This window comes from Sulfitobacter guttiformis (assembly GCF_003610455.1).
GTDB lineage: Bacteria > Pseudomonadota > Alphaproteobacteria > Rhodobacterales > Rhodobacteraceae > Sulfitobacter > Sulfitobacter guttiformis.
This window is the reverse complement of sequence record NZ_RAQK01000001.1, coordinates 429,394-449,572: the sequence shown is the minus strand read 5'-3', so window position 1 is coordinate 449,572 and position 20,179 is coordinate 429,394. Positions and strand designations below refer to the sequence as shown.

The window sequence follows — 20,179 nt, the reverse complement described above, 5'->3', positions numbered from 1 at the left end:
GATGGCTTTGCTCATACGAGACACGATTGTGTGAGTTTCGGATCTTCGTGGGGTCAACTTATACATCCGTTTCAACATTTTAGAGGGCAATTTATCTGTGTGGAACTTTATCTGCCGCAAACTACCTTGATGACATGGACATGCCTAGAGTGTAATTATCGGTACTTCACCCGCCAATGCGTTCAAGGAGCCTGATGCCAAATCCTATTGCATATCTGATGCTTCTGATGTGGCCTGCGGTCTGCCTTGTGCTGTTTCGCACCCAATCGGTCGAGCGGGCGGTGATATGGTCAATCCTCGGCGGCTACTTGCTGTTGCCACCATTGGCGGAGTTCAATCTGCCGCTGGTGCCCGCGATGGACAAGGTCTCGATCCCGAGCCTAAGCGTGTTGGCGATCCTTGTTTTTGCGACGGCATACAGGGTCCGCCTGTTGCCAGAGGGGCGGATTGCGCGAGTATTGGTTGTGCTGCTGATATGTAGTGCGATCCCCACAGTATTGACCAACCGCGAGCCTATCCTGTTCGAGGTGTTGCGCGGTGCGGACCCCATCCTTTTTCTGGTGGATGCGCTGCCCGGTCAATCGGTACGTGACATCGGATCGGTTCTGATTGCGCAGGCTCTGACAGTTGTGCCGTTTCTAGTGGCGCGGCAATTTCTTAGCTCAGAAAACGGGTTGCTTGAGTTGCTGCGCGCCCTGATGGTAGGCGCGCTATTCTACTCGATCCCGTCGCTGATCGAAATACGTTTTTCCCCCCAGATGAATGTCTGGGTCTATGGATTTTTCCAGCACAGTTTTGAACAGACCATGCGGGCCGGTGGATACCGTCCGATTGTGTTTTTGCCGCATGGCCTCTGGCTTGCGCTGTTTGTCTGTACGGCTGCGATGGCGGCGGCGGCCCTTGCCCGTGTGGCACCGAAACTGAAGCGGTGGAAAGCTGTCTTATGGACGGTGTATCTGATGCTATTTTTGCTGGCGTGTAAGAGTGCGGCTTCAATCGCATACGGTATGGTACTTGTGCCGATGATCTATTTCGCGCCGCGCCGGTGGCTGGTTCTGTTGGCCACGGTTTTTGCCCTTATCGCGGTGACCTACCCGATGATGCGCAATCTTGGTGTTATCCCAACGGACGCGATTGTGGCCAAGGTGGCGGAGGTCAACCCCGACCGCGCCCAATCATTGGGTTACCGTTTCAATAACGAGGAACAGTTGTTGGAACGGGCGGCGGAAAAACCTGCTTTCGGTTGGAGCGGGTGGGGCAGGAGCCTTGTGCGTGATGCCGAGGATGGCGAGATTTTGACGATCCCCGATGGTCGGTGGATCATCGTTTTTGGCAGCTTTGGCTGGTTAGGGTATATTGCGGAATTCGGGCTGCTGGCGCTGCCGCTTTTGTTGCTGGGCAAACATGTCTTGCGCAATCGCGATGTGGAGTTATCGCCCTACATCGGGGCTGTTGCGCTTATCTTAGGGATCACCTTGATTGATATGTTGCTCAACGCGACGCTTACGCCGTTTACGTGGCTGACGGCAGGGGCGGTGCTGGGGTACATTGAGCGGCTCAATCCGCGCCAAGCCGCTGTGCCGCGTCATACCTTGCGCAGCACGCCCGTGATGGGCGGTGGGTCAGCGCCCGCACAGCGCACATTGCTTTAGGGGGCGGGTTTATTCGGGCGTTCGTGTCGATTGCGCGCGCGACTTCGGGCGGAGATGTCCTATTGTATCCTGCGTGACATTGAAGAGGATTTTTCTGCTGTGGGTTCCTGTGCTATTGTGGGGCGATTAAGCGGCGACATTGGATAAAACGCCATGAAAACGACATTTTCGAAAACTAAGACCGCGGCGGGGCAGTTTTGCCTGCCTGCTTAGATAGTTCGTATTTTATTCAAGTTCAGGGGATACCGCCCCGACATGTGCGGATTAAAGGGTAAGAACATATGACTGATCAGAGCCGCAATATAAGATCGGCGGGCGAGGATATCGCTATTGTTGGCATGGCCGTTAATGTGCCCGGCGCCGATACTGTGGCTGCGTTCTGGGAAAATCTGCGCACCGGAGTTTCCTCTATTCGCAAACTCACCGAAGACGAACTGCTGGCCGCTGGCGAAACGCCAGAGAACATTGCGCGCAAAAACTATGTGCGCGCGGCGGCTGACCTAAAAGGGTTCGAGACATTCGATGCCGACTTTTTTGGCTTCTCACCCAAAGACGCTGCGATTCTGGATCCGCAGCACCGTAAGTTTCTTGAGGTGGCGTGGGAGGCGATGGAGCAGGCGGGCCATGTGCCAGAAAACGTGGCAGGCCCCATCGGTGTCTATGCAGGCTGTGGCATGGGCAGCTATTTCTATTTCAATATCTGCTCTAACCCCGATCTTGTTGATGATGTCGGCATGTTTTTGTTGCGCCATACCGGCAACGACAAGGATTTTCTCTCGACCCGCGTGAGCCATGTGTTTGACCTGAAAGGGCCGTCAATCAATCTTCAAACGGCTTGCTCGACATCGCTGGTGGCGATTCATTATGCAGCTGCTGCGCTACGCGCCGGTGAAGTAGATATGGCGCTGGCTGGTGGTGTCACGATCGAACTCCCGCAGGGGCGGGGCTATACTTTCAAGGAAAATGAAATCCTGTCGCCAGACGGTGAATGTCATGCATTCGACCATCGCGCACAGGGCACGGTTTTTGGCTCTGGCGCGGGCTGTGTCGCCCTCAAGCGCCTTTCAGACGCTCAGGCCGACGGGGATCACATCTGGGCCGTGATAAAAGGATCCGCGATTAACAATGATGGCGCGGCAAAGGCCGGATATCTGGCACCATCAGTCGATGGTCAGGCTGATGCCATCGGAAAGGCGCTGGCTGCGTCTGGCGTGCCTGCTGACCAGATAGAGCTGATTGAATGTCATGGCACCGGCACCTATCTTGGCGACCCGATTGAGGTGGCGGCCCTGACCGAGGCTTACCGGATACAGACCGACAAGGTTGATTTTGCCAAGATCGGATCGGTTAAAACCAACATCGGGCATCTGGATACTGCGGCGGGCGTTGCCGGTCTGGTCAAGGCATCGCTGGCGCTGCACCATGGGGCGATGCCGCCCTCGCTGGGATATGAGGCGCCGAACCCCGCGATCGGGTTCGAAGGCAGCCCGTTTTCGGTAAATGACGTGCTCACGCCATGGCCGCGCCGCGCCACACCGCGCCATGCGGCCATTAATGCGCTGGGGGTGGGGGGCACAAATGCCCACGCCATTCTGGCCGAAGCCCCACAGCGTGCACTCTCCGAGGAAAGCGATTTCCCGTTTCATATCTTATGCATTTCAGGGCGCTCCAAAGCGGCACTGGATGCGAATACGGCTGCCCTAGCCGCACATTTGCGGGCGCATCCCGAGCAGAATCTCGCGGACGTGGCCCATACCCTGAAAAACGGACGGCGCGGATTCGAGCGGCGGCGTGTTGTCGTGGCAGATACACATGCCGCGGCGGCAGACCTGCTGGAGGCAAATGATACCCGCCGTGTATTCACCCATGAGCGACTTGGCATTGCGCCAGAGGTGGTCTTCATGTTCCCCGGTGGAGGCGCGCAATACCCAAATATGGCCCGTGATCTCTATGAGACCGAGCCGGCCTTCGCCGAGACGATGGACCGTGGGCTGGACTATCTCGCTCCGCAGATCGACTATGATATTCGCGCGCTCTGGCTGCCTGAGGGCGACAATGATCGCGCCGCGCAGATTCTCAAAAAGCCATCGGTGCAGTTGCCGCTGATCGCGATTGTTGAATATGCGCTGGCGCAGCTGTGGATGAGTTGGGGGGTTAAGCCCACGGCCATGGTTGGCCATTCAATGGGAGAAAATGTTGCCGCCTGCCTCGCCGGTGTGATGAGTTTCGAGAACCTGATTGATCTTGTTTTGCTGCGTGGGCGCCTGTTCGATACTGTGCCTGCTGGCGGCATGCTCAGCGTGCCCTTGTCGCTGGCGGCGACGCGGCCATATTTAGGTGACGATCTTGATATCGCATCGGTAAACGGACCGGAGCTAACAGCGATTTCTGGCCCTGATGCCGGGCTGATGGATCTAGCGGCGCGGCTGGCAAAGGACGGTGTCGAGAGCCAGCGCATAGCCATAAACATTGCTGCCCATAGCCGGATGTTGGAGCCAATTCTGGCCGAGTACCGCGCCTTTCTTGCAGGTCTCCATCTGCAAGCGCCGAAGATACCGTTTATGTCCAACCGCACCGGTGTCGCTATCACATCGGCACAGGCGACAGACCCGGATTACTGGGTGGACCAGCTGCGCAATACGGTAAATTTTGCCGATTGCATCGAAACACTCGCCGCGCGCGACGGTCGGGTGTTTCTTGAGGTCGGTCCGGGAAAAGCGTTGTCATCGCTGGCGCAGATGTGCGCCGCGCTCAAACCGGCCCAAGTGATGAGTACCCTTCGACACCCCGATCAAGAAATCGCGGATGACATGTATTTCATGGGTATTATCGGAAGACTTTGGGCTTGCGGTGTCGAGGCCGATTGGGACCAGATCTGGGGCGAGGCGCGGCGCAACCGTGTGGTTCTGCCAACCTACCAGTTTCAGCGAAGCCCCTATTTTATCGCCCCTTCAACACAGGTGGCACGCGCGGCGGCGCCCGTGATTGCGCGGGTGGATGATCTGGCCGATTGGGGCGCTGTGCCTGCATGGCGTGCACAGTATCCTGATGTCGACGCTGATGCAGGTGCAGCGATTGGCGCCGCTTCGGCAGATGAATGGTTGGTGTTCGCGGATGATGACGGCATCGCGGATCCGGTGATTGCCCGGTTGGAAACTGCTGGTGCCTCGGTATCGGTTGTCACTGCCGGCGACAGTTTTTCGAATTTGGGCTCAGGCCGTTATACTCTCGCTCCGGAACAGGGGCGTGACGGATATGATGCGCTTATGGCGGCGTTGCTGGCATCGGAAAAGATGCCGACGCGCATTGCGCATTTCTGGGGGGTGACGAAAGGCATGGGTCACCGCCCGGGCAGCAGTTTTTATGATCGTATGATCGAACAGGGGTTTTACAGCCTTCTGTGGCTGGGCCAGACATTGGCCGAGCGCGAGGACGCGCCCCAGACCCATCTGAGTGTGTTTACCAATGGCGCGGCACGCGTCGCTGATGAGGCATTGCCCTATCCCGAAAAGGCCATGGTCAGCGGCCCTGCGGGCGTGATGCCCCACGAAATTGCGAATATGACGGTGGCCACAATTGATCTGGCTTTGCTGGATGCTCCGGCGCGAAGCGGCTTTTTTGCCAAACGCGGTCTTCCCGCGCAGGACATCACGGATGCCCTGCTCGAAGAGTTGTTAGCGACGCCTGCTAATGCGGTTGTGGCTCTGCGCGAAGGGCGCCGTTTTGTGCTGGCGTTCAGGCCACAGCGACTGGCGGCTGTGAAGAATCCGCCGCTGAAACGCGGTGGGACATATCTGATTACCGGTGGCTTCGGGGGCATCGGGCTGACCATTGCTGCCGATCTGCTGTCCTCGCACGCCGCGCATGTTGTTCTGCTGAGCCGCCATGCGCTGCCCCCCCGCGAGACATGGTCGCGTGTATTGCAAACGACCCACGCCAGCGATGCGGTGGCTCGCCGTATTCGTGCCGTGCAGCGCCTTGAGGCGATGGGCGGTACGGTCGAAGTGGCCGCCGCCGATGTGGTCAATGTGGTCCAGATGCGCAAAGTCATCGAGGGGCTTCTTGCGAGCGGGCGCATCGACGGGGTGTTCCATGCGGCCGGTGTTCTGGATGATGCGCCGATGCTGGGTAAAACGCAGGCGCAGGTGGATGCAGTGCTGGCGCCAAAGGTACAGGGCCTGCGGGTGCTGGACCAGTTGTTGCCCGATGGCACGGTCGATTTGATAGTGTTGTTTGCCTCGACGTCCACCGCGACACGGTCGGCAGGGCAGGTTGATTACGTAGCCGCGAATGACTATTTAAATGCATTCGCTAAGGGGCGCGCAGGCGCACAGACCCGCGTGATTGCGGTAAACTGGGGCGTCTGGGCCGATGTCGGGATGGCGGCTGAAGCTGTGGGCCACACCCCCGCGGAAACCTTGCCACCTCGTGAGATTGATGCTCCGTTTCTTGGAACTGTAGAAGTACTGCAGGGCGAAACGCGGTTTGCCACCGACTTCAACGCAGCCGATGATTGGGTGCTGGACCAGCACCGCATGGTAGACGGCAGGGCTGTCATGCCCGGAACCGGCATGGTGGAGGCGCTGGCGCAAGCCGCCCTCGGCGCGGGTCTAACGCTGCCGGTCAAGCTGAGCGATCTGTACTTCCTGCGACCGCTTGATGCGCCTGAGGGACTGTCACGCCGTATGCGGATTTCGCTTTTGCGCGATGCGGGTGGGTTTAGCGCCGCACTGCGCAGTGATTGCGTATTTGACGGGCGCAGCGGTTGGCAGACCCATGCGGAAGCGGCGATTACGGCTGCACGAGCCAAGACGAAAACCATTGACCTCGAAGCGCTTTCGGGTCGCTTGGGCGCTGTAGAAGATCGGGACGGAGCGCATATGCCGACCCGTCAGGAGGCGCATTTGCGTTTTGGTCCGCAATGGCAGGTGCTGCGCGCCCGCCAGACCGGCCCGCGTGAAGGATTGGCCCGCCTGACGCTCGAGGCACCACTGGATCCCGCACAGATTTTACATCCTGGATTGATGGATATGGCCACGGGCTGGGCTATTGATCTGGCGCCGGGCTATGACGGGAAGGACCTTTGGGTACCGATGTCCTACGGCGAGATTGCGGTGTACGCTCCACTTTGTGCAGAAATCTACAGCTGGGTCCGGCTGAGCGCTTCGGGCGAGGATGATGCGCGGTTTGATGTAACGGTTTGCGATGCCGAAGGCCTTGTGCTCGTTGAGGTGCGCGATTTCTCGATGACCCGGCTCAAGGGTGGATTTGCGGCACAGGCCGCGCCGTTGCGTGCATCCGAAGTTGTGTTTAACGGGGATGTAGCAGACGCCGCGCGCCCCCAGACGGACGCGGAGGAGCGGCTGGCATACCTAGTCTCCCAAGGAATCACTGCGTCCGAGGGACCGCAGGCTTTGGCGCGGGCACTCGCACTTGGCGTGCCTCAGATCTATGTATCGTCGCTACCTTTGGCGGCCTTGATTACTGCGGCCGACACACCGCCCCGAGAGCTGCCGAAGGGGCAAAGTTTCGAGCGTACCGATCTGGAGGGGTTCAAAGCACCGGAAGGGGCCGTGCAAACCGGTTTGGCCGCGATGTGGGAAAGCCTACTGGGCGTCTCGCCGGTTGGGACCGACGACAGCTTTTTTGATCTTGGTGGTCACTCGCTCATTGCGGTGCGCCTGTTTGCCAGCATCAAGCGCGCATTCGGGGTGGAATTCCCGATTTCGGTTCTCTTCGAGGCGCCGACCATTGCGGACATTGCGGCGCGGATTACGGCACAAACCGGCGCGGTAGCCGATGTAGACGCGCCCGACGTCCAGGGCCACAAACCACAATTTATACATCTGGTGCCACTCAACGGCGTCAAACCCGCTAAGGCGACCCCGCTTTTTGTGGTCGCTGGGATGTTCGGAAACGTGTTGAACCTACGGCATCTGGCGTTGCAGTTTGGGGCTGAACGCGCGGTCTACGGGCTTCAGGCCCGTGGGCTGATCGGAGATGCTGCGCCGCATCAGACAGTGGAGAGCGCGGCAGCGGATTACCTCGCAGAAATCCGCGAGGTTCAGCCCGAAGGACCCTATCTGCTGTCCGGTTTTTCGGGGGGCGGCATAACGGCCTATGAGATGGCGCGCCAGCTGAAGGCTGCGGGAGAAGAGGTGGCAGTTCTGGCGCTGCTGGACACGCCGCTGCCCGTGCGCCCCTCTCTGAGCAGATTCGACAAGGCGCTGATCAAGTTGGCCGAATTGCGTGATAAGGGGCCGAAATACCTTTTGGAATGGGTGCAAAACCGTATCGCGTGGGAAAAATCAAAGCGCCAAGCGACCGAATATCAGGGTACTGCAGCGCAATTCAACAACACCAAGATCGAAGCCGCGTTTTTACGGGCCGTGGCGATTTACAGGACCCCTGACTGGGACGGTCCGATGATTCTGCTACGTCCTGTCTTGGACCAGCGTTTTGCCGTAAGTGGCGGAAACTGGGTCAGTGCAGCGCGGGAATATGTGTTCGCTGACAACGACTGGACACAATATGCGCCGCATGTGCGCGTGATCGAAGTGCCCGGCGACCATGACAGTATGGTGTTGTCGCCGAATGTGGTGGCAATGGCGGCAGAGCTGCGCGAAATCATCAACGAAGCGCTGGCCGATACCACCCCGCGCCATGCTGCGGCAGCGGAGTAGCGCCATGACACGTCCCGCTGTTTTATGTATCCTGCTCAATTTTCGCACGCCTGACATGACGTTGCGCGCCGCCGAAGCGGCGCTCGCAGACCTCCATTCTGTCGGCGGAGAGCTTGTGATCGTCGACAATGCATCTGACGATGGCTCCTTCGGGATGATCGCCCGCGAGGTTGCAGGGCGCGGATGGGCCGAGGGCGGATTGGTCCGCGTTGTCGCCTCCCCGATCAACGGCGGTTTCGGGGCTGGAAACAACATCGGTCTTCGGATGCGGCTGAGCGACGGACGCGCACCCGATTATTTTTATATCCTCAATTCGGATGCCTTTCCTGATGCTGGCTGCATCAAGGCGCTGGTTGAGCACCTCGAGATGCACCCGCAGGCCGGCATTGCGTGCAGCCATGTGCGCGGCGAGGATAATCAAACCCACACTACGGCCTTCCGGTTTCCGAGCATCGCGGGGGAGTTTGCGGGTTCGGCTCGCCTGTCGCTGATCGACCGGATGTTGCCCGATGCGCCGGTGCCGCTGCCCCAGCCCACGACCACCACAAAAGTAGACTGGAGTGCGGGGGCCAGCATGATGCTGCGTGGCGCAATGCTTGATCAGATCGGAATGTTCGACGAAACGTACTTTCTTTATTTCGAGGAAACGGATCTGTGTCTGCGCGCTGCACGTAATGGCTGGTCGTGTTGGTATGTCATCGATAGTCGTGTCGTGCACATCGGCTCGGTATCGACGGGGATGAAGGTCACGCGGCGGATGCCGTCTTACTGGTACGATTCTCGCCGTCACTATTTCCTCAAAAACCACGGCCGTGCCTATGCTGGCGCGGCTTTGTCTGCCCATATTATTGGGGCTGTCCTGCACCGCCTGCGGGTCGGGATTGAGGGTAGGCCACCGCAAGATCCGCAATGGTTCCTACGTGATCTGGTCACCCATGCTGCCACCCCGTACCGCCTGTCCCCGGAGGACCGCTCATGACTGCTCCGTTCAATACTTCTCCCATTTCTTGCGTGATCCTCGGAGATCAATCGCTTACCATTGCCTGTGCCGATATGATCGTTGCTGGTGGGCATCATGTTTTGGCTGTCGTGACCACGGATGCGGATGTACGTGACTGGGCCGAAGGGCAAGGCGTTTCGGTATATTCCAAGCCTGCCGATTTGGTGGATGCAGCACTTGCTCCGTTCGACTGGCTGTTGAGCATCGCTAATCTGCGGATCATCCCGGAACCTGTGCTGGCCCTGCCCACATCGGGCGCGGTGAATTTCCACGACGGTCCCTTGCCGCGTTACGCGGGCCTCAACACCCCCGCATGGGCAATCATAAACGGCGAAGCGCAGCATGGCGTCAGTTGGCATATGATTGAGGGTGGCGTGGACGAAGGCGATCTTCTGGCGCAGGAGCTGATTGATATTGCCGACGACGAGACCGCGTTCAGCCTCAATTCCAAGTGCTATGCCGCAGGGATGGAGAGTTTTGGCCGCGTGATGGCGCAACTGGAGGCCGGCACGCTGGAGCGCAAGGCGCAAGACCTGAGCCAGCGGAGCTATTTCAGCCGTGACCAGCGCCCTGCGGTGCTGGGTCTTATTGATTTCAGCCAGACCACCGCGAAGATCGAGGCACTATTGCGGGGACTGGATTTTGGCGGCTACTGGAACCCTTTGGGCGTGGCGAAAATCGCATTTGAGGGTGCTGTATTTACAGTGGCCTCCGCTGTGCCAGCGCAAGGGGCTGGTCCTGCAGGTGAGGTGCTTTCTGTCGGCACGGCGCACATAGTTGTTGCGACGGCGGATGGCGCTGTCGCGCTTGACGGGATCAAGTCATTCGGCGGCGCTGCGCTGCCTTTGGTCGGCAAAAAGCTCGATACCACGACACAAGATCTTGCAAACGCTGAAAAGCAGATATTGAAAGACGAGATGTATTGGCGCGCAAAGCTCGCCACGATAGACGTTCTGCCAGTACCGCTTGCTACAGGGACAGCGTCGGGAGAGTATATTTCGCGCAGAGTTGAAGCGAAGGAAACGGGTAGCGAGGCCGCTATTGCGGCACTGCTTGCCGCAGTAGCCCTTGGTGCGGGGCAGGCGGGCGATGTGGGGATGGCTATCACTCCGAGTGCGGGCAGGTTTGCAGCGTCTTGGGTGCCACTACGCAGTGATATGCCCCTGCAGCCGCAGCTTGCGCGCATTTCCGAGACTGGCGGTTTCGCGGTCGATCTGGTCCTGCGTGATCCTGCGATCAGCGACGACGCGCCAGTGATCATGATCGCTAATGCGCCTGTAGCGGGAGCAGTGCTTACAGCCCAGTTAGAAGAGGGGAGCCTAACTTTGCACGCTGATCGTGGTCAGTTGTCAGAGGCAGCACTGGATTTGATTGCCGCGCGGATTGCGCATTCTCTGGGCGGGGACAACGACTTGCCTGCGGCGGAGAGGGAAGCATTGCTCAAGACGTGGAACGCCACGCAGACAAACTATACTGCTTTGCCGATTCATAAAAGCTTTGAGGTGCAGGTCGCAGCCACGCCTGATGCGACCGCGCTTGTTTTCGAGGAAAAATCCCTCAGCTATGATGCGCTCAACAAAGCGGCTAACAAGCTTGCGCACCGTTTGATCGCCCAAGGTGTTAAAACGGGTACGCCTGTAGGTCTAGCAACCGCACGCGGTGTCGATTTGCTGGTTGGTGCGCTCGGGATATTGAAGGCGGGCGGGGCATATGTGCCGCTCGATCTTGCGTATCCGGCCGACCGGATCAGCCATTATATCGCTGACAGTGGTGCGCCCGTTATCGTGACGCATTCGACCCTCGTACAGACCTTGCCTCATGTGAATGCAAAGCTGTTGGTGCTGGACACCGACAGCGCGCTTGCGACCGCGCCCGACATCAACCCGGAGGCGGGCGCAGGGCCGGATACGCTTGCGTATTTGATTTATACATCCGGTTCCACCGGCACGCCAAAGGGTGTCATGGTCGGCCACGGCAATGTCGCAAACTTCTTTGTAGGGATGGATCAGCGGATTGAATATGCGCCGGGTGATGCATGGCTGGCTGTAACCAGCCTATCGTTCGACATCTCCGTGCTCGAGCTCTTTTGGACGTTGTCGCGGGGGTTCAAGCTGGTGCTTGCGGGCGATGACAGCCGGACCGAGCTTTCGCGCGGACCTATCGCCGCAAAGGGAGAAATTGATTTCAATTTGTTCTATTGGGGCAATGACGATGGCGTCGGTCCGGAAAAATATCGGCTGTTGCTGGAGGGGGCGAAATTTGCTGATGTTAACGGGTTTAACGCTGTTTGGACGCCGGAGCGTCATTTCCATGCCTTTGGCGGTCCTTATCCAAACCCGTCTGTGACTGGGGCTGCTGTGGCTGCGGTCACGCAGAACCTCGCTGTACGCGCAGGATCTTGCGTGGCACCCTTGCACCATCCTGCACGGATCGCGGAGGAATGGGCTGTCATTGATAACCTCACAAACGGACGTGTGGGGCTGGCGATCGCCAGCGGTTGGCAACCTGATGACTTTGTGCTGCGCCCCGAAAATACGCCACCTCACAACAAGCCTGCGATGTATGCGGCGATCGACCAGCTGCGCGCCCTGTGGCGCGGGGATGCGGTTGAATTCCCGACCAGCGACGGAACTCCCTTTGCGGTCGTTACCCAACCGCGTCCGGTGTCAGCCGAACTGCCCGTATGGGTGACGACAGCGGGTAATCCCGAGACGTGGAAGGAAGCGGGGCAGATCGGGGCAAACGTCCTGACCCACCTGTTGGGCCAGTCGGTCGCGGAAGTTGCCGACAAGATCAAGATCTACCACGCTGCACTGCGCGATGCAGGCCATGATCCGGCGGATTACACGGTCACCGTGATGCTTCACACTTATTTGGCGCAAACGCGGGACAAGGCTGAAGAGATTGCCCGTGAGCCGATGAAGGCTTATCTACGCTCCGCCGCCGGTCTGATCAAACAGTATGCATGGGCCTTTCCTGCATTTAAAAAACCCCAGGGGGCGACCAGCCCATTTCAAGTCGATCTGGAGGGGTTGGATAGTGACGAGATGGAGGCGATCCTCGAATTCGCTTTCCAGCGTTATTTCAATGATAGCGGGTTGTTCGGGACCGTGGAGGACGGTGTTGCACGGGCGGAAGAGCTTAAACGTATCGGCGTGAACGAGATTGCATGCCTGATCGATTATGGCATTGCCGTGGACACAGTATTGGAAGGGCTGGTTCCGTTGGCCGAAGTGCTAGGGCGCGCCAAAGCCGGTACCGCGCTGGCCGAGGATGACTTCTCCCTCGCCGCACAGTTGATCCGTCACAAGGTGAGCCATATGCAATGCACACCGTCGATGGCGCAGATGATGGTGATGAATGACGGGACCCGCAATGCCTTGGCGGGGTTGAAAGAGCTGATGGTCGGGGGCGAGGCGCTATCGGGGACGCTCGCGGCTGATTTGCTCAAAGCTTGCGGCGGGCATGTGCAAAATATGTACGGTCCGACCGAGACTACGATATGGTCGACGACCCAGCGGGTCACACATGCCGAGACGACTGCTGCCATCGGTACACCCATCGCCAACACTCAGGTTTATGTGCTGGATGAGGCACTGGCGCCGCGTCCTGTTGGTGTGGCAGGAGAGTTGTATATCGCGGGTGATGGCGTCACCCACGGCTACCATGCGCGTGAGGCGATGACCGCAGAGCGGTTTGTGGATAATCCTTTTGGTGCGGGGCGGATGTACCGTACCGGCGATCTAGCGCTTTGGCGCGAGGATGGCACTGTCGGGTTTATGGGACGTGCGGATGATCAGGTGAAAATACGCGGCCACCGGATCGAGCTCGGCGAAATCGAGAACGCATTGAGCGCGCAGGAAGGTATCAGCCAGGCAGTTGTTGTGGCCCGTGATGCGCCCGGTGGTGCGCAATTGGTTGCCTATGTGATTGGTTCCGCCCTGAATGAGGATGGCTTACGACGTGCACTGTCGGCACGGTTGCCCGACATCATGGTCCCTTCGCGGATTATCGAGATTGCGCGCATGCCGTTAACCCCGAACAAGAAGATCGACCGAAAAGCGCTGCCTGCTCCCGCGCCCCGAACCTCTGTCGCGCCTGCTGGTGGTCTGGATGACGCGCCAGAGGGCGGCACGCAAGCTGCTATTGCGTTAGTCTGGAGCGCAATTTTGGGGGTGGCTGTAATCCGGCCCTCTGACAATTTCTTTGCGTTGGGCGGTCATTCGTTGCTGGCGGTGCAAGCGCACCGCGATATCAAGGCGGCGCTGGGGCTGGACAAGCTGGGGATTACCGATATTTTCCGGTTCCCTACGTTGGAAGGTCTGGCGGCACACCTGGACAAAGGCAAAGCGCCTGCGGAGCCAGAGATCGACGTGCAGGATGATCCGGCGAGGTCTGAAACGATGTCTAAACGCCGTGCGATGCGCGCAGGTCGGGTCAAGGCCGGTTCGTGAGCCTTGACCCCGCATTGGTCTGCGCACTCACACGGTCGGTTTTGCCGACAGGTCTGGGGGTTGCAGCGCGGGACCCGACCGTGATGCCGGATGATGTGGACAAGACCGAGGCGGCGGCACTGGCGCAGGCCGTGGACCATCGCAAATGCGAGTTTCACGCGGGGCGTAGTGCTGCGCGGGCGGCGATGACATCGCTTTCGGTGGCAATACAGTCTGTTGAAATGGCGGCTGACCGGTCCCCGGTCTGGCCTGCGGGAATTACGGGTAGCATCTCACACTCCAAGACCGCCTGCGTTGCAGCAGTGGGGATGTCGGCTGATTGGGCAGGCATCGGTGTCGATCTGGAAGAGGCGACCCCGCTGGATCCGCTGTCCGTTGCCGTGGTGTGCACAAGGGCGGAGCGCGTCTGGCTGGGGCTGCAACCGGCCTCGGAGCGGGGGCTTATGGCAAAGCTCATTTTCTCCGCCAAGGAAGCAACCTATAAGGCGCAATATAACGTTTCGGGCAGGTTGTTCGGGTTCGAGGTGCTTGAACTGGAGATTGATCGGAGCGACAACCGGTTTAAAGCTTACTTCCGATGCGACCAAGGCCCTTTTGCCGCGGGCACGGTTCTACACGGGAGCTATGCCCATGCGGTTGGCTTGCTTGTAACGGGGGTCGCGATTAGGCACTCTGACCTACAAGCACCCAACAGTTGAAAGAGGAGTGGACGAATTGCTGACACGTCGGGGCATAGTGCGGGCAGGCGCGGGCGCGCTGGTGGGTCTGGGCGCTGCGATGGCAGGGCTTGCAGGCACGCGGGTGTGGCGCCTGGCGCAAGCGCGCAAAAGCTACGGGCAGGCTCTGCCGGCCCCTGACGGGCCGCTGAGAGTATTTCACCTTGGCCATTCTCTGGTTGGGCGCGATATGCCTGCGATGGTGGCGCAACTTGCGCCTGTGGATCATGATTTTCGCAGTCAGCTTGGATGGGGCACACCGCTTCGCGCCCATTGGGAGCCGGATGTTCCTGTGAACGGATTCGATACCGAGAACGACCATGAGAATTTTTTGCCCGCCCGCGATGCGCTGGAGGGAGCAGGGTTCGATGCAGTCGTCCTGACAGAGATGGTAGAGTTGACCGATGCAATCCGCTATCACGACAGTGCCGCTTATCTGGCGCGCTGGGCCGGTCTGGCGCGGGAGGCGCGGCCTGATGTGCGCCTTTATCTTTACGAGACATGGCATAACACCGATGATCCGGCAGGTTGGCTCAACCGGATCGATACCGATTTCGAGGCGCTCTGGATGGAACGCGTGGCACTGCCTGCGGCGGGGCGTATCGGTGCGCCGATCTATATTGTGCCGGGAGGTCAGGTGCTGGCCGCGTTTGTGCGCGCCATCGAGGCGCAGGGCGGTGTTGGCAATATTGCGAACCGCGATGCCCTGATGGCCCGCACGCCGGAGGGGGCAGTGGATACGATCCACCTGAGCGATCTCGGAGGCTATCTCATAGCGCTCACGCATTTTGCAGTGCTCTACCAGCGCAGTCCGCTCGGCCTGCCATTGGCATTGATGCGTGCGGATGGCACGGCGGCGCAAGCACCGGACCCGCAAGCGGGGGCACTTATGCAGGAAATAGTTTGGGACGTGGTACGTGCCAATAAATACACTGGGATAGCAGTATGAGCGATCTGGCGAGCACATTATTTTCGGTAGTTATGGTGGGCCACAGCTTGTTTGGAACCGCCGGCCCGGACATGCTGGATGCTGCGCTGCGCGAAACGAGTGCGCAGGTCGAGGTGCGCGAGCAGATCATCAATGGGGCACCGCTCAAATATAACTGGGAGAAGTCGAGCGAGGCACAGGGAATTGATGCCCGCCGTGTGCTGCCGCAGGGCAAAACAACCGATCTGATTATCACAGAGGCGATCCCGCTGGCCAATCACCTGCAATGGAGCGAGACCGAAATCTATGCGCAGGCCTTTGCAGGGCTGGCCCTGAGCGGAAAGAGCGACGCGCGGGTTTTTGTTCAGGAAACATGGCACAGCCTGAAAAGCGGCACGGGCGAGGTGGTCGAATTTGACGAGAACGCCGATACGCCATGGCGCTTGCGTTTGCAGGAAAACCTGGCTGACTGGGAAAGTATCGTTGCGTTGCTGCGCAAGGGGCAGGCCGGTGCGGATTCGCGCGTGCAGCTTATTCCCGCAGGTCAGGCGCTGGGTCGGCTCGATGATGCGATTGAGGCGGATGAGGTGCCAGGTCTACAGTCGATCAGCGATGTGTTTGATGATGATATTCACCTCAATGCGCGGGGGCATTATTTCGTCTCGATGGTACAATATGCGATCCTGACAGGCGCCAGCCCGATAGGATTGCCCCATACCGTAAAAGACCGGTTCGGGCAGACGTTTGACGGGCCGGATGCCGAGATGGCCGACGCGATGCAGCGCGTGGCACTCGAGGCCGTTAAAGCCTACACGCGTGCCGAGATTGCGGACGCTTCGCCGCGGGTAACGCCAGCGGCAGCTCCGGTCGCACCTCGTGCTCCTCCTTCCCCCCCAGCATCCGAGGCAAAGGAACCACTGACCCCAAAGCCTGCGCAACCGGAGCCAACACAAGAGCAGACGCAAGCAACGCCAGCCCCACAGCCGCAGTCCACATCCCGCGAAGCGCCAGCGGGTGCCATTGCGGTTGGCCTTGCGCCAGTGACGGATTGGGCGGCACAGCAGCCTTTCCTTGATGTGATGAAAACCGCGCGGCCATGGCTTGGGCATCTCAAAAACCAGTTTGGCGGCATCGAGAACGAGGCGCTGGTTGCCGGCGGGCACATCGACGCGGATGGCTGGGTGCGTAGCATGCCGCGCGAAGCGGTGTCGGTGGGTACACTTATCCTCACAGATTTGCCGGCGGCGGCGGCTCCGTCTTTGCAGGGGCGGTATGTGCTACGCTATGACGGAGCAGGTGTAATCGAGCCTGCGGGGCGTGCGACAAACATAAGGTACGCGCGCGGCGAGGTGCAGTTCGATTACACACCGGGGCCGGGCAGTGTGGAGCTGCGCATCCAGCGCACCAACCTCGCTAACCCCATACGTGACATCACTGTGGTCCGCGAGGACCGTCTGGCGCTGTTTGACTCCGGTGCCCTGTTCAATCCCGACTGGACTGACAGGCTGGCTGCGTTCGACACACTGCGGTTTATGGACTGGATGGAGACCAACAACTCGACCCAGGCGCTATGGGAAGACCGGCCATTGGTCACTGACGCCAGTTGGGCGCATAAGGGTGTCCCGCTTGAGGTAATGCTGGCGCTGATCAACAGTCTGGGCAAAAATGCGTGGTTCAACATGCCCCATCTCGCCGATGATACCTTTGTGCGCAATTTTGCAAAACTGGTTCAGGGTGGGATTGATCCTGCGCGCACCGCTTACGTGGAGTATTCGAACGAGGTGTGGAATTTCCAGTTCGCCCAGACCCGCTGGGCTGACGAGCAGGCACAAGCGCGCTGGGGGCAGGCGGATGTCGGAACACAGTTTTATGCGATGCGAGCGGCGGATGTAGCGCGGATCTGGTCGCAGGCGTTTGCCGCAGGACAGGCAAAGCTGGTCAATGTGATCTCGACCCAGACTGGCTGGCTCGGGTTGGAAGCAAACATCCTTAACGCACCTCTGGTCGTTGCCGAGGGGCTGCCCAAACCGGTGGAGGCGTTTGATGCCTATGCCGTTACAGGTTATTTCGGCGGCATTCTGGGGCTGGAGGCGCGCGGCGAACAGATGGAAAGCTGGCTTGACGAAAGCGTTAAGCGCGCAACACAAGCAGCGCAGGCTGAAGGGTTAACGGGTGCAGGTCTTCAGGAAAGGATCGAAGCCACACAATATGATTACGCCACAATGCTTGCCGCGCAGGAGCTCGAGAACGGATCGGTTAGCGGACAGAATGCGGATACCATAAGCGATCTGGCGGGGCGGGTTTTCCCGTATCATGCACAGGTGGCAGCGGCGGCAGGCCTTGAGCTTATCATGTATGAAGGCGGCACCCATATTGTCGGTATCGGCGCGCAGGTGGATGATCCCCGCCTCGCTGCGTTTTTCGAGCATTTCAATTATACCCCGCAAATGGGCGCGCTTTATACCGCGCTGCTGGAGGGGTGGGCCGCATCAGGCGGGCGATTGTTCAACGCCTATGCTGATGTGTACGTTCCCACCAAATGGGGCAGCTGGGGCGCGCTGCGGCATCTGGACGACGTTAATCCGCGCTGGGACGCGCTGGTGGCCGGACAGTGAGTATTGATTGCAGTATTCTGATCCCCGCCCATAACGAGGTCGGGTATATCGAGGCTTGCCTCGAGGCGCTGCTGGCCAGTGATGTAACCGGTGCGCAAGTCGAGGTGATTGTGATGGCCAATGGCTGTACCGATGCCACGGTGGATACTGCGCAGGGTTACGAGGCGCGGTTTACGACCAAGGGCTGGCCCCTCACCGTGCTGGATATTGCGCAGGGCGGGAAGATGAGTGCACTCAATGCCGGTGATGCCACGGCGCGTCATGCGGCGCGTATTTACGTGGATGCAGATGTGATCGTGTCGCCCCTTCTGGTTGCACAGCTTGCCGAAATCCTTGAGACGGATGTGCCGCGATATGCCAGCGGCGGGCCGGTTGTAACTGTTGCCCAAAGCGCGTTCACCCGGATCTACGCGCGTTTCTGGGAAAGTCTGCCATTTTGCACCCACGGCGTACCCGGCTTCGGCGTATTTGCAGTGAACGGGGCAGGGCGCGCGCGCTGGGGCGCATTCCCCGACATTATCTCGGATGATACCTTTGTGCGTCTCAGCTTCGCCCCGTCAGAGCGGGTGCGCGTCCCCGCCACCTATCGCTGGCCGATGATTGAAGGAGCATCGCGGCTTATCAAGGTGCGGCGGCGTCAGGATATTGGTGTGGCAGAGGTAAAGGCGCTCTACCCTGCGCTTTGGGCAAACCATGATCAACTGTCCGAGGATGTACTGCCGATGTGGCAGCGTGCGCTGCGCGATCCGATAGGTTTTTCGGCATTTGCCTTTGTTGGTATTGCCGTGCGCCTGCCCCATTCGCGTCAGGAGCGTTGGGCGCGGGGTCGTTAGGGCGCTGCAATCAGCGCAGCGAGTTTTGCAGCCTCGGCGTCCACATCGTGGCGGGCCAGCACGCGCGTACGCGCGGCTTTTGTCATCTGCTCAAGCACCTGTGGCGCGGTATCTGCCATTTCCGCCATCGCCTGGGCCAGAGCCCCAGCATCGCCCGCAGGCACCAACCAGCCGGTTTCGCCCTGCTGCACCAACTCCGGAATGCCAGCAATATACGTGGCGATCACAACACGACCTGCAGCCATTGCTTCCATAATTACCATGGGCAGACCTTCTGCAAAGCTTGGCATGACCAGCGCATGCGCTTTTTGTAATTCTTCCAACAATTGGTCCTCGTCGAGCCAACCGGTCAGGGTGACATGGTCGCCAAGGCCCAGATGGGTTATCCGGCCTTCGATTTCGCCGCGCATCTCGCCATCACCGATCAGGGTCAGGTGGGATGTCGGGTGTGATTTTAGCAGATCCGACATCGCCTCGAGTGCTAATAATTGCCCTTTTTGCTCAACGAACCGTCCGACGGCTACAAATCGCATGCTGCCATCGGGCAGAGGGTGCGGTGTGGGGAAGCGGGCGGCATCAATGCCGCAGTGGACAACTTTGATCTTGCTCCAATGATCCGGCCCTACCCAACGGCTCAGCTGGCTGCGGCCATAACTGGTGATCGCCACGGTAAATTTGGATCGCTGGACTTTTGTGCCCAATGACAGGGCCCGCGGTGCATCATATTCCTCGGGTCCATGCACGGTAAAGCTATAGTCCGGGCCACCAAGAGCCTGCGAAAGCATCGCAACACTTGCCGCATTCGTGCCGAAATGGGCGTGGGCATGTGTGGCTTGCGCCGCTCTGGCCACTTGGACGACATAGGCACCCTCAACCATATAAATTAGATGTTTGAGGATACCGGACTCGGAACGGCGGCCACAGGCAATTGCGAGTTTGAGAGCGCGGGCAAAGCGCTTTGGATCGGCACAAAAGTTTTGAAACACGGCATGCAACAATGCGGTGATACCTGCGCGCAACACATATTGGGTCGCGGCGGCCTCCTCCAGATCCTGGGTATCGACCAGCGCCATATCCCCTGCGCGCATCGCCAGCCGTGTCACAACATGACCCTGCGCTTCAAGGGCGCGGATTTCGCGGCGGATAAAACTATGGCTGGGCTGGGGATAGCTGTTGAGAATATAAGCGATGTTCAACGGGGCATCCTTCGTCTGGTGTCATTCCGGCAACCTTGGCTCTGGCACAAGCGCGGTAGGGGCGTTAGCAAGGTTGTAGCAGTAAATCCGGAGATAAATACG

9 protein-coding genes are annotated in these 20,179 nt (G+C 59.3%); 8 read left to right on the top strand and 1 reads right to left on the bottom strand.

What is annotated here, in order from left to right; translation table 11 throughout:
* The first annotated feature begins 194 nt into the window (after window positions 1-194).
* The 8 genes from C8N30_RS02090 to C8N30_RS02055 all read left to right on the top strand — a co-directional run bounded on the left by C8N30_RS02090 (window position 195) and on the right by C8N30_RS02055 (window position 18,881).
* Window positions 195-1,652, top strand: coding sequence for a membrane protein (locus tag C8N30_RS02090; RefSeq protein ID WP_025062839.1), 1,458 nt, complete (start codon window positions 195-197; stop codon window positions 1,650-1,652).
* A 281-nt stretch (window positions 1,653-1,933) separates the two neighbouring features.
* A complete protein-coding gene (locus C8N30_RS02085) occupies window positions 1,934-8,335 on the top strand; it encodes a type I polyketide synthase (protein ID WP_025062838.1) in 6,402 nt (2,133 codons plus the stop codon).
* A gap of 4 nt (window positions 8,336-8,339) precedes the next feature.
* Complete coding sequence (locus tag C8N30_RS02080) at window positions 8,340-9,314, top strand: glycosyltransferase family 2 protein (RefSeq protein ID WP_025062837.1); 975 nt, start codon at window positions 8,340-8,342, stop codon at window positions 9,312-9,314.
* Complete coding sequence (locus C8N30_RS02075) at window positions 9,311-13,789, top strand: MupA/Atu3671 family FMN-dependent luciferase-like monooxygenase (protein WP_025062836.1); 4,479 nt, start codon at window positions 9,311-9,313, stop codon at window positions 13,787-13,789. The genes C8N30_RS02080 and C8N30_RS02075 overlap by 4 nt, the downstream gene beginning before the upstream one ends.
* Window positions 13,786-14,487, top strand: coding sequence for a 4'-phosphopantetheinyl transferase family protein (locus C8N30_RS02070; RefSeq protein ID WP_025062835.1), 702 nt, complete (start codon window positions 13,786-13,788; stop codon window positions 14,485-14,487). Before C8N30_RS02075 ends, C8N30_RS02070 begins: the two co-directional genes overlap by 4 nt.
* Window positions 14,488-14,503: 16 nt before the next feature.
* Entirely contained in the window at window positions 14,504-15,454 is a 951-nt protein-coding gene (locus C8N30_RS02065) for a hypothetical protein (protein WP_409373579.1), read from the top strand.
* Entirely contained in the window at window positions 15,451-18,048 is a 2,598-nt protein-coding gene (locus C8N30_RS02060; RefSeq protein ID WP_025062833.1) for a hypothetical protein, read from the top strand. Before C8N30_RS02065 ends, C8N30_RS02060 begins: the two co-directional genes overlap by 4 nt.
* The gene (locus C8N30_RS02055; protein ID WP_025062832.1) at window positions 18,045-18,881 is read left to right on the top strand and encodes a glycosyltransferase family 2 protein; all 837 of its coding nucleotides are present in this window, start codon (window positions 18,045-18,047) and stop codon (window positions 18,879-18,881) included. Before C8N30_RS02060 ends, C8N30_RS02055 begins: the two co-directional genes overlap by 4 nt.
* On the opposite strand, the gene C8N30_RS02050 is transcribed toward C8N30_RS02055, so the two are convergent.
* Entirely contained in the window at window positions 18,878-20,077 is a 1,200-nt protein-coding gene (locus tag C8N30_RS02050) for a glycosyltransferase family 4 protein (protein WP_025062831.1), read from the bottom strand. The two genes, C8N30_RS02055 and C8N30_RS02050, sit on opposite strands and share 4 nt — an antisense overlap.
* Window positions 20,078-20,179: the final 102 nt, after the last annotated feature.

Coding starts and splice junctions, on each gene's coding strand:
- C8N30_RS02090 (WP_025062839.1), top strand. CDS start 195: ATGCCAAATCCTATTGCATATCTGATGCTTCTGATGTGGCCTGCGGTC.
- C8N30_RS02085 (WP_025062838.1), top strand. CDS start 1,934: ATGACTGATCAGAGCCGCAATATAAGATCGGCGGGCGAGGATATCGCT.
- C8N30_RS02080 (WP_025062837.1), top strand. CDS start 8,340: ATGACACGTCCCGCTGTTTTATGTATCCTGCTCAATTTTCGCACGCCT.
- C8N30_RS02075 (WP_025062836.1), top strand. CDS start 9,311: ATGACTGCTCCGTTCAATACTTCTCCCATTTCTTGCGTGATCCTCGGA.
- C8N30_RS02060 (WP_025062833.1), top strand. CDS start 15,451: ATGAGCGATCTGGCGAGCACATTATTTTCGGTAGTTATGGTGGGCCAC.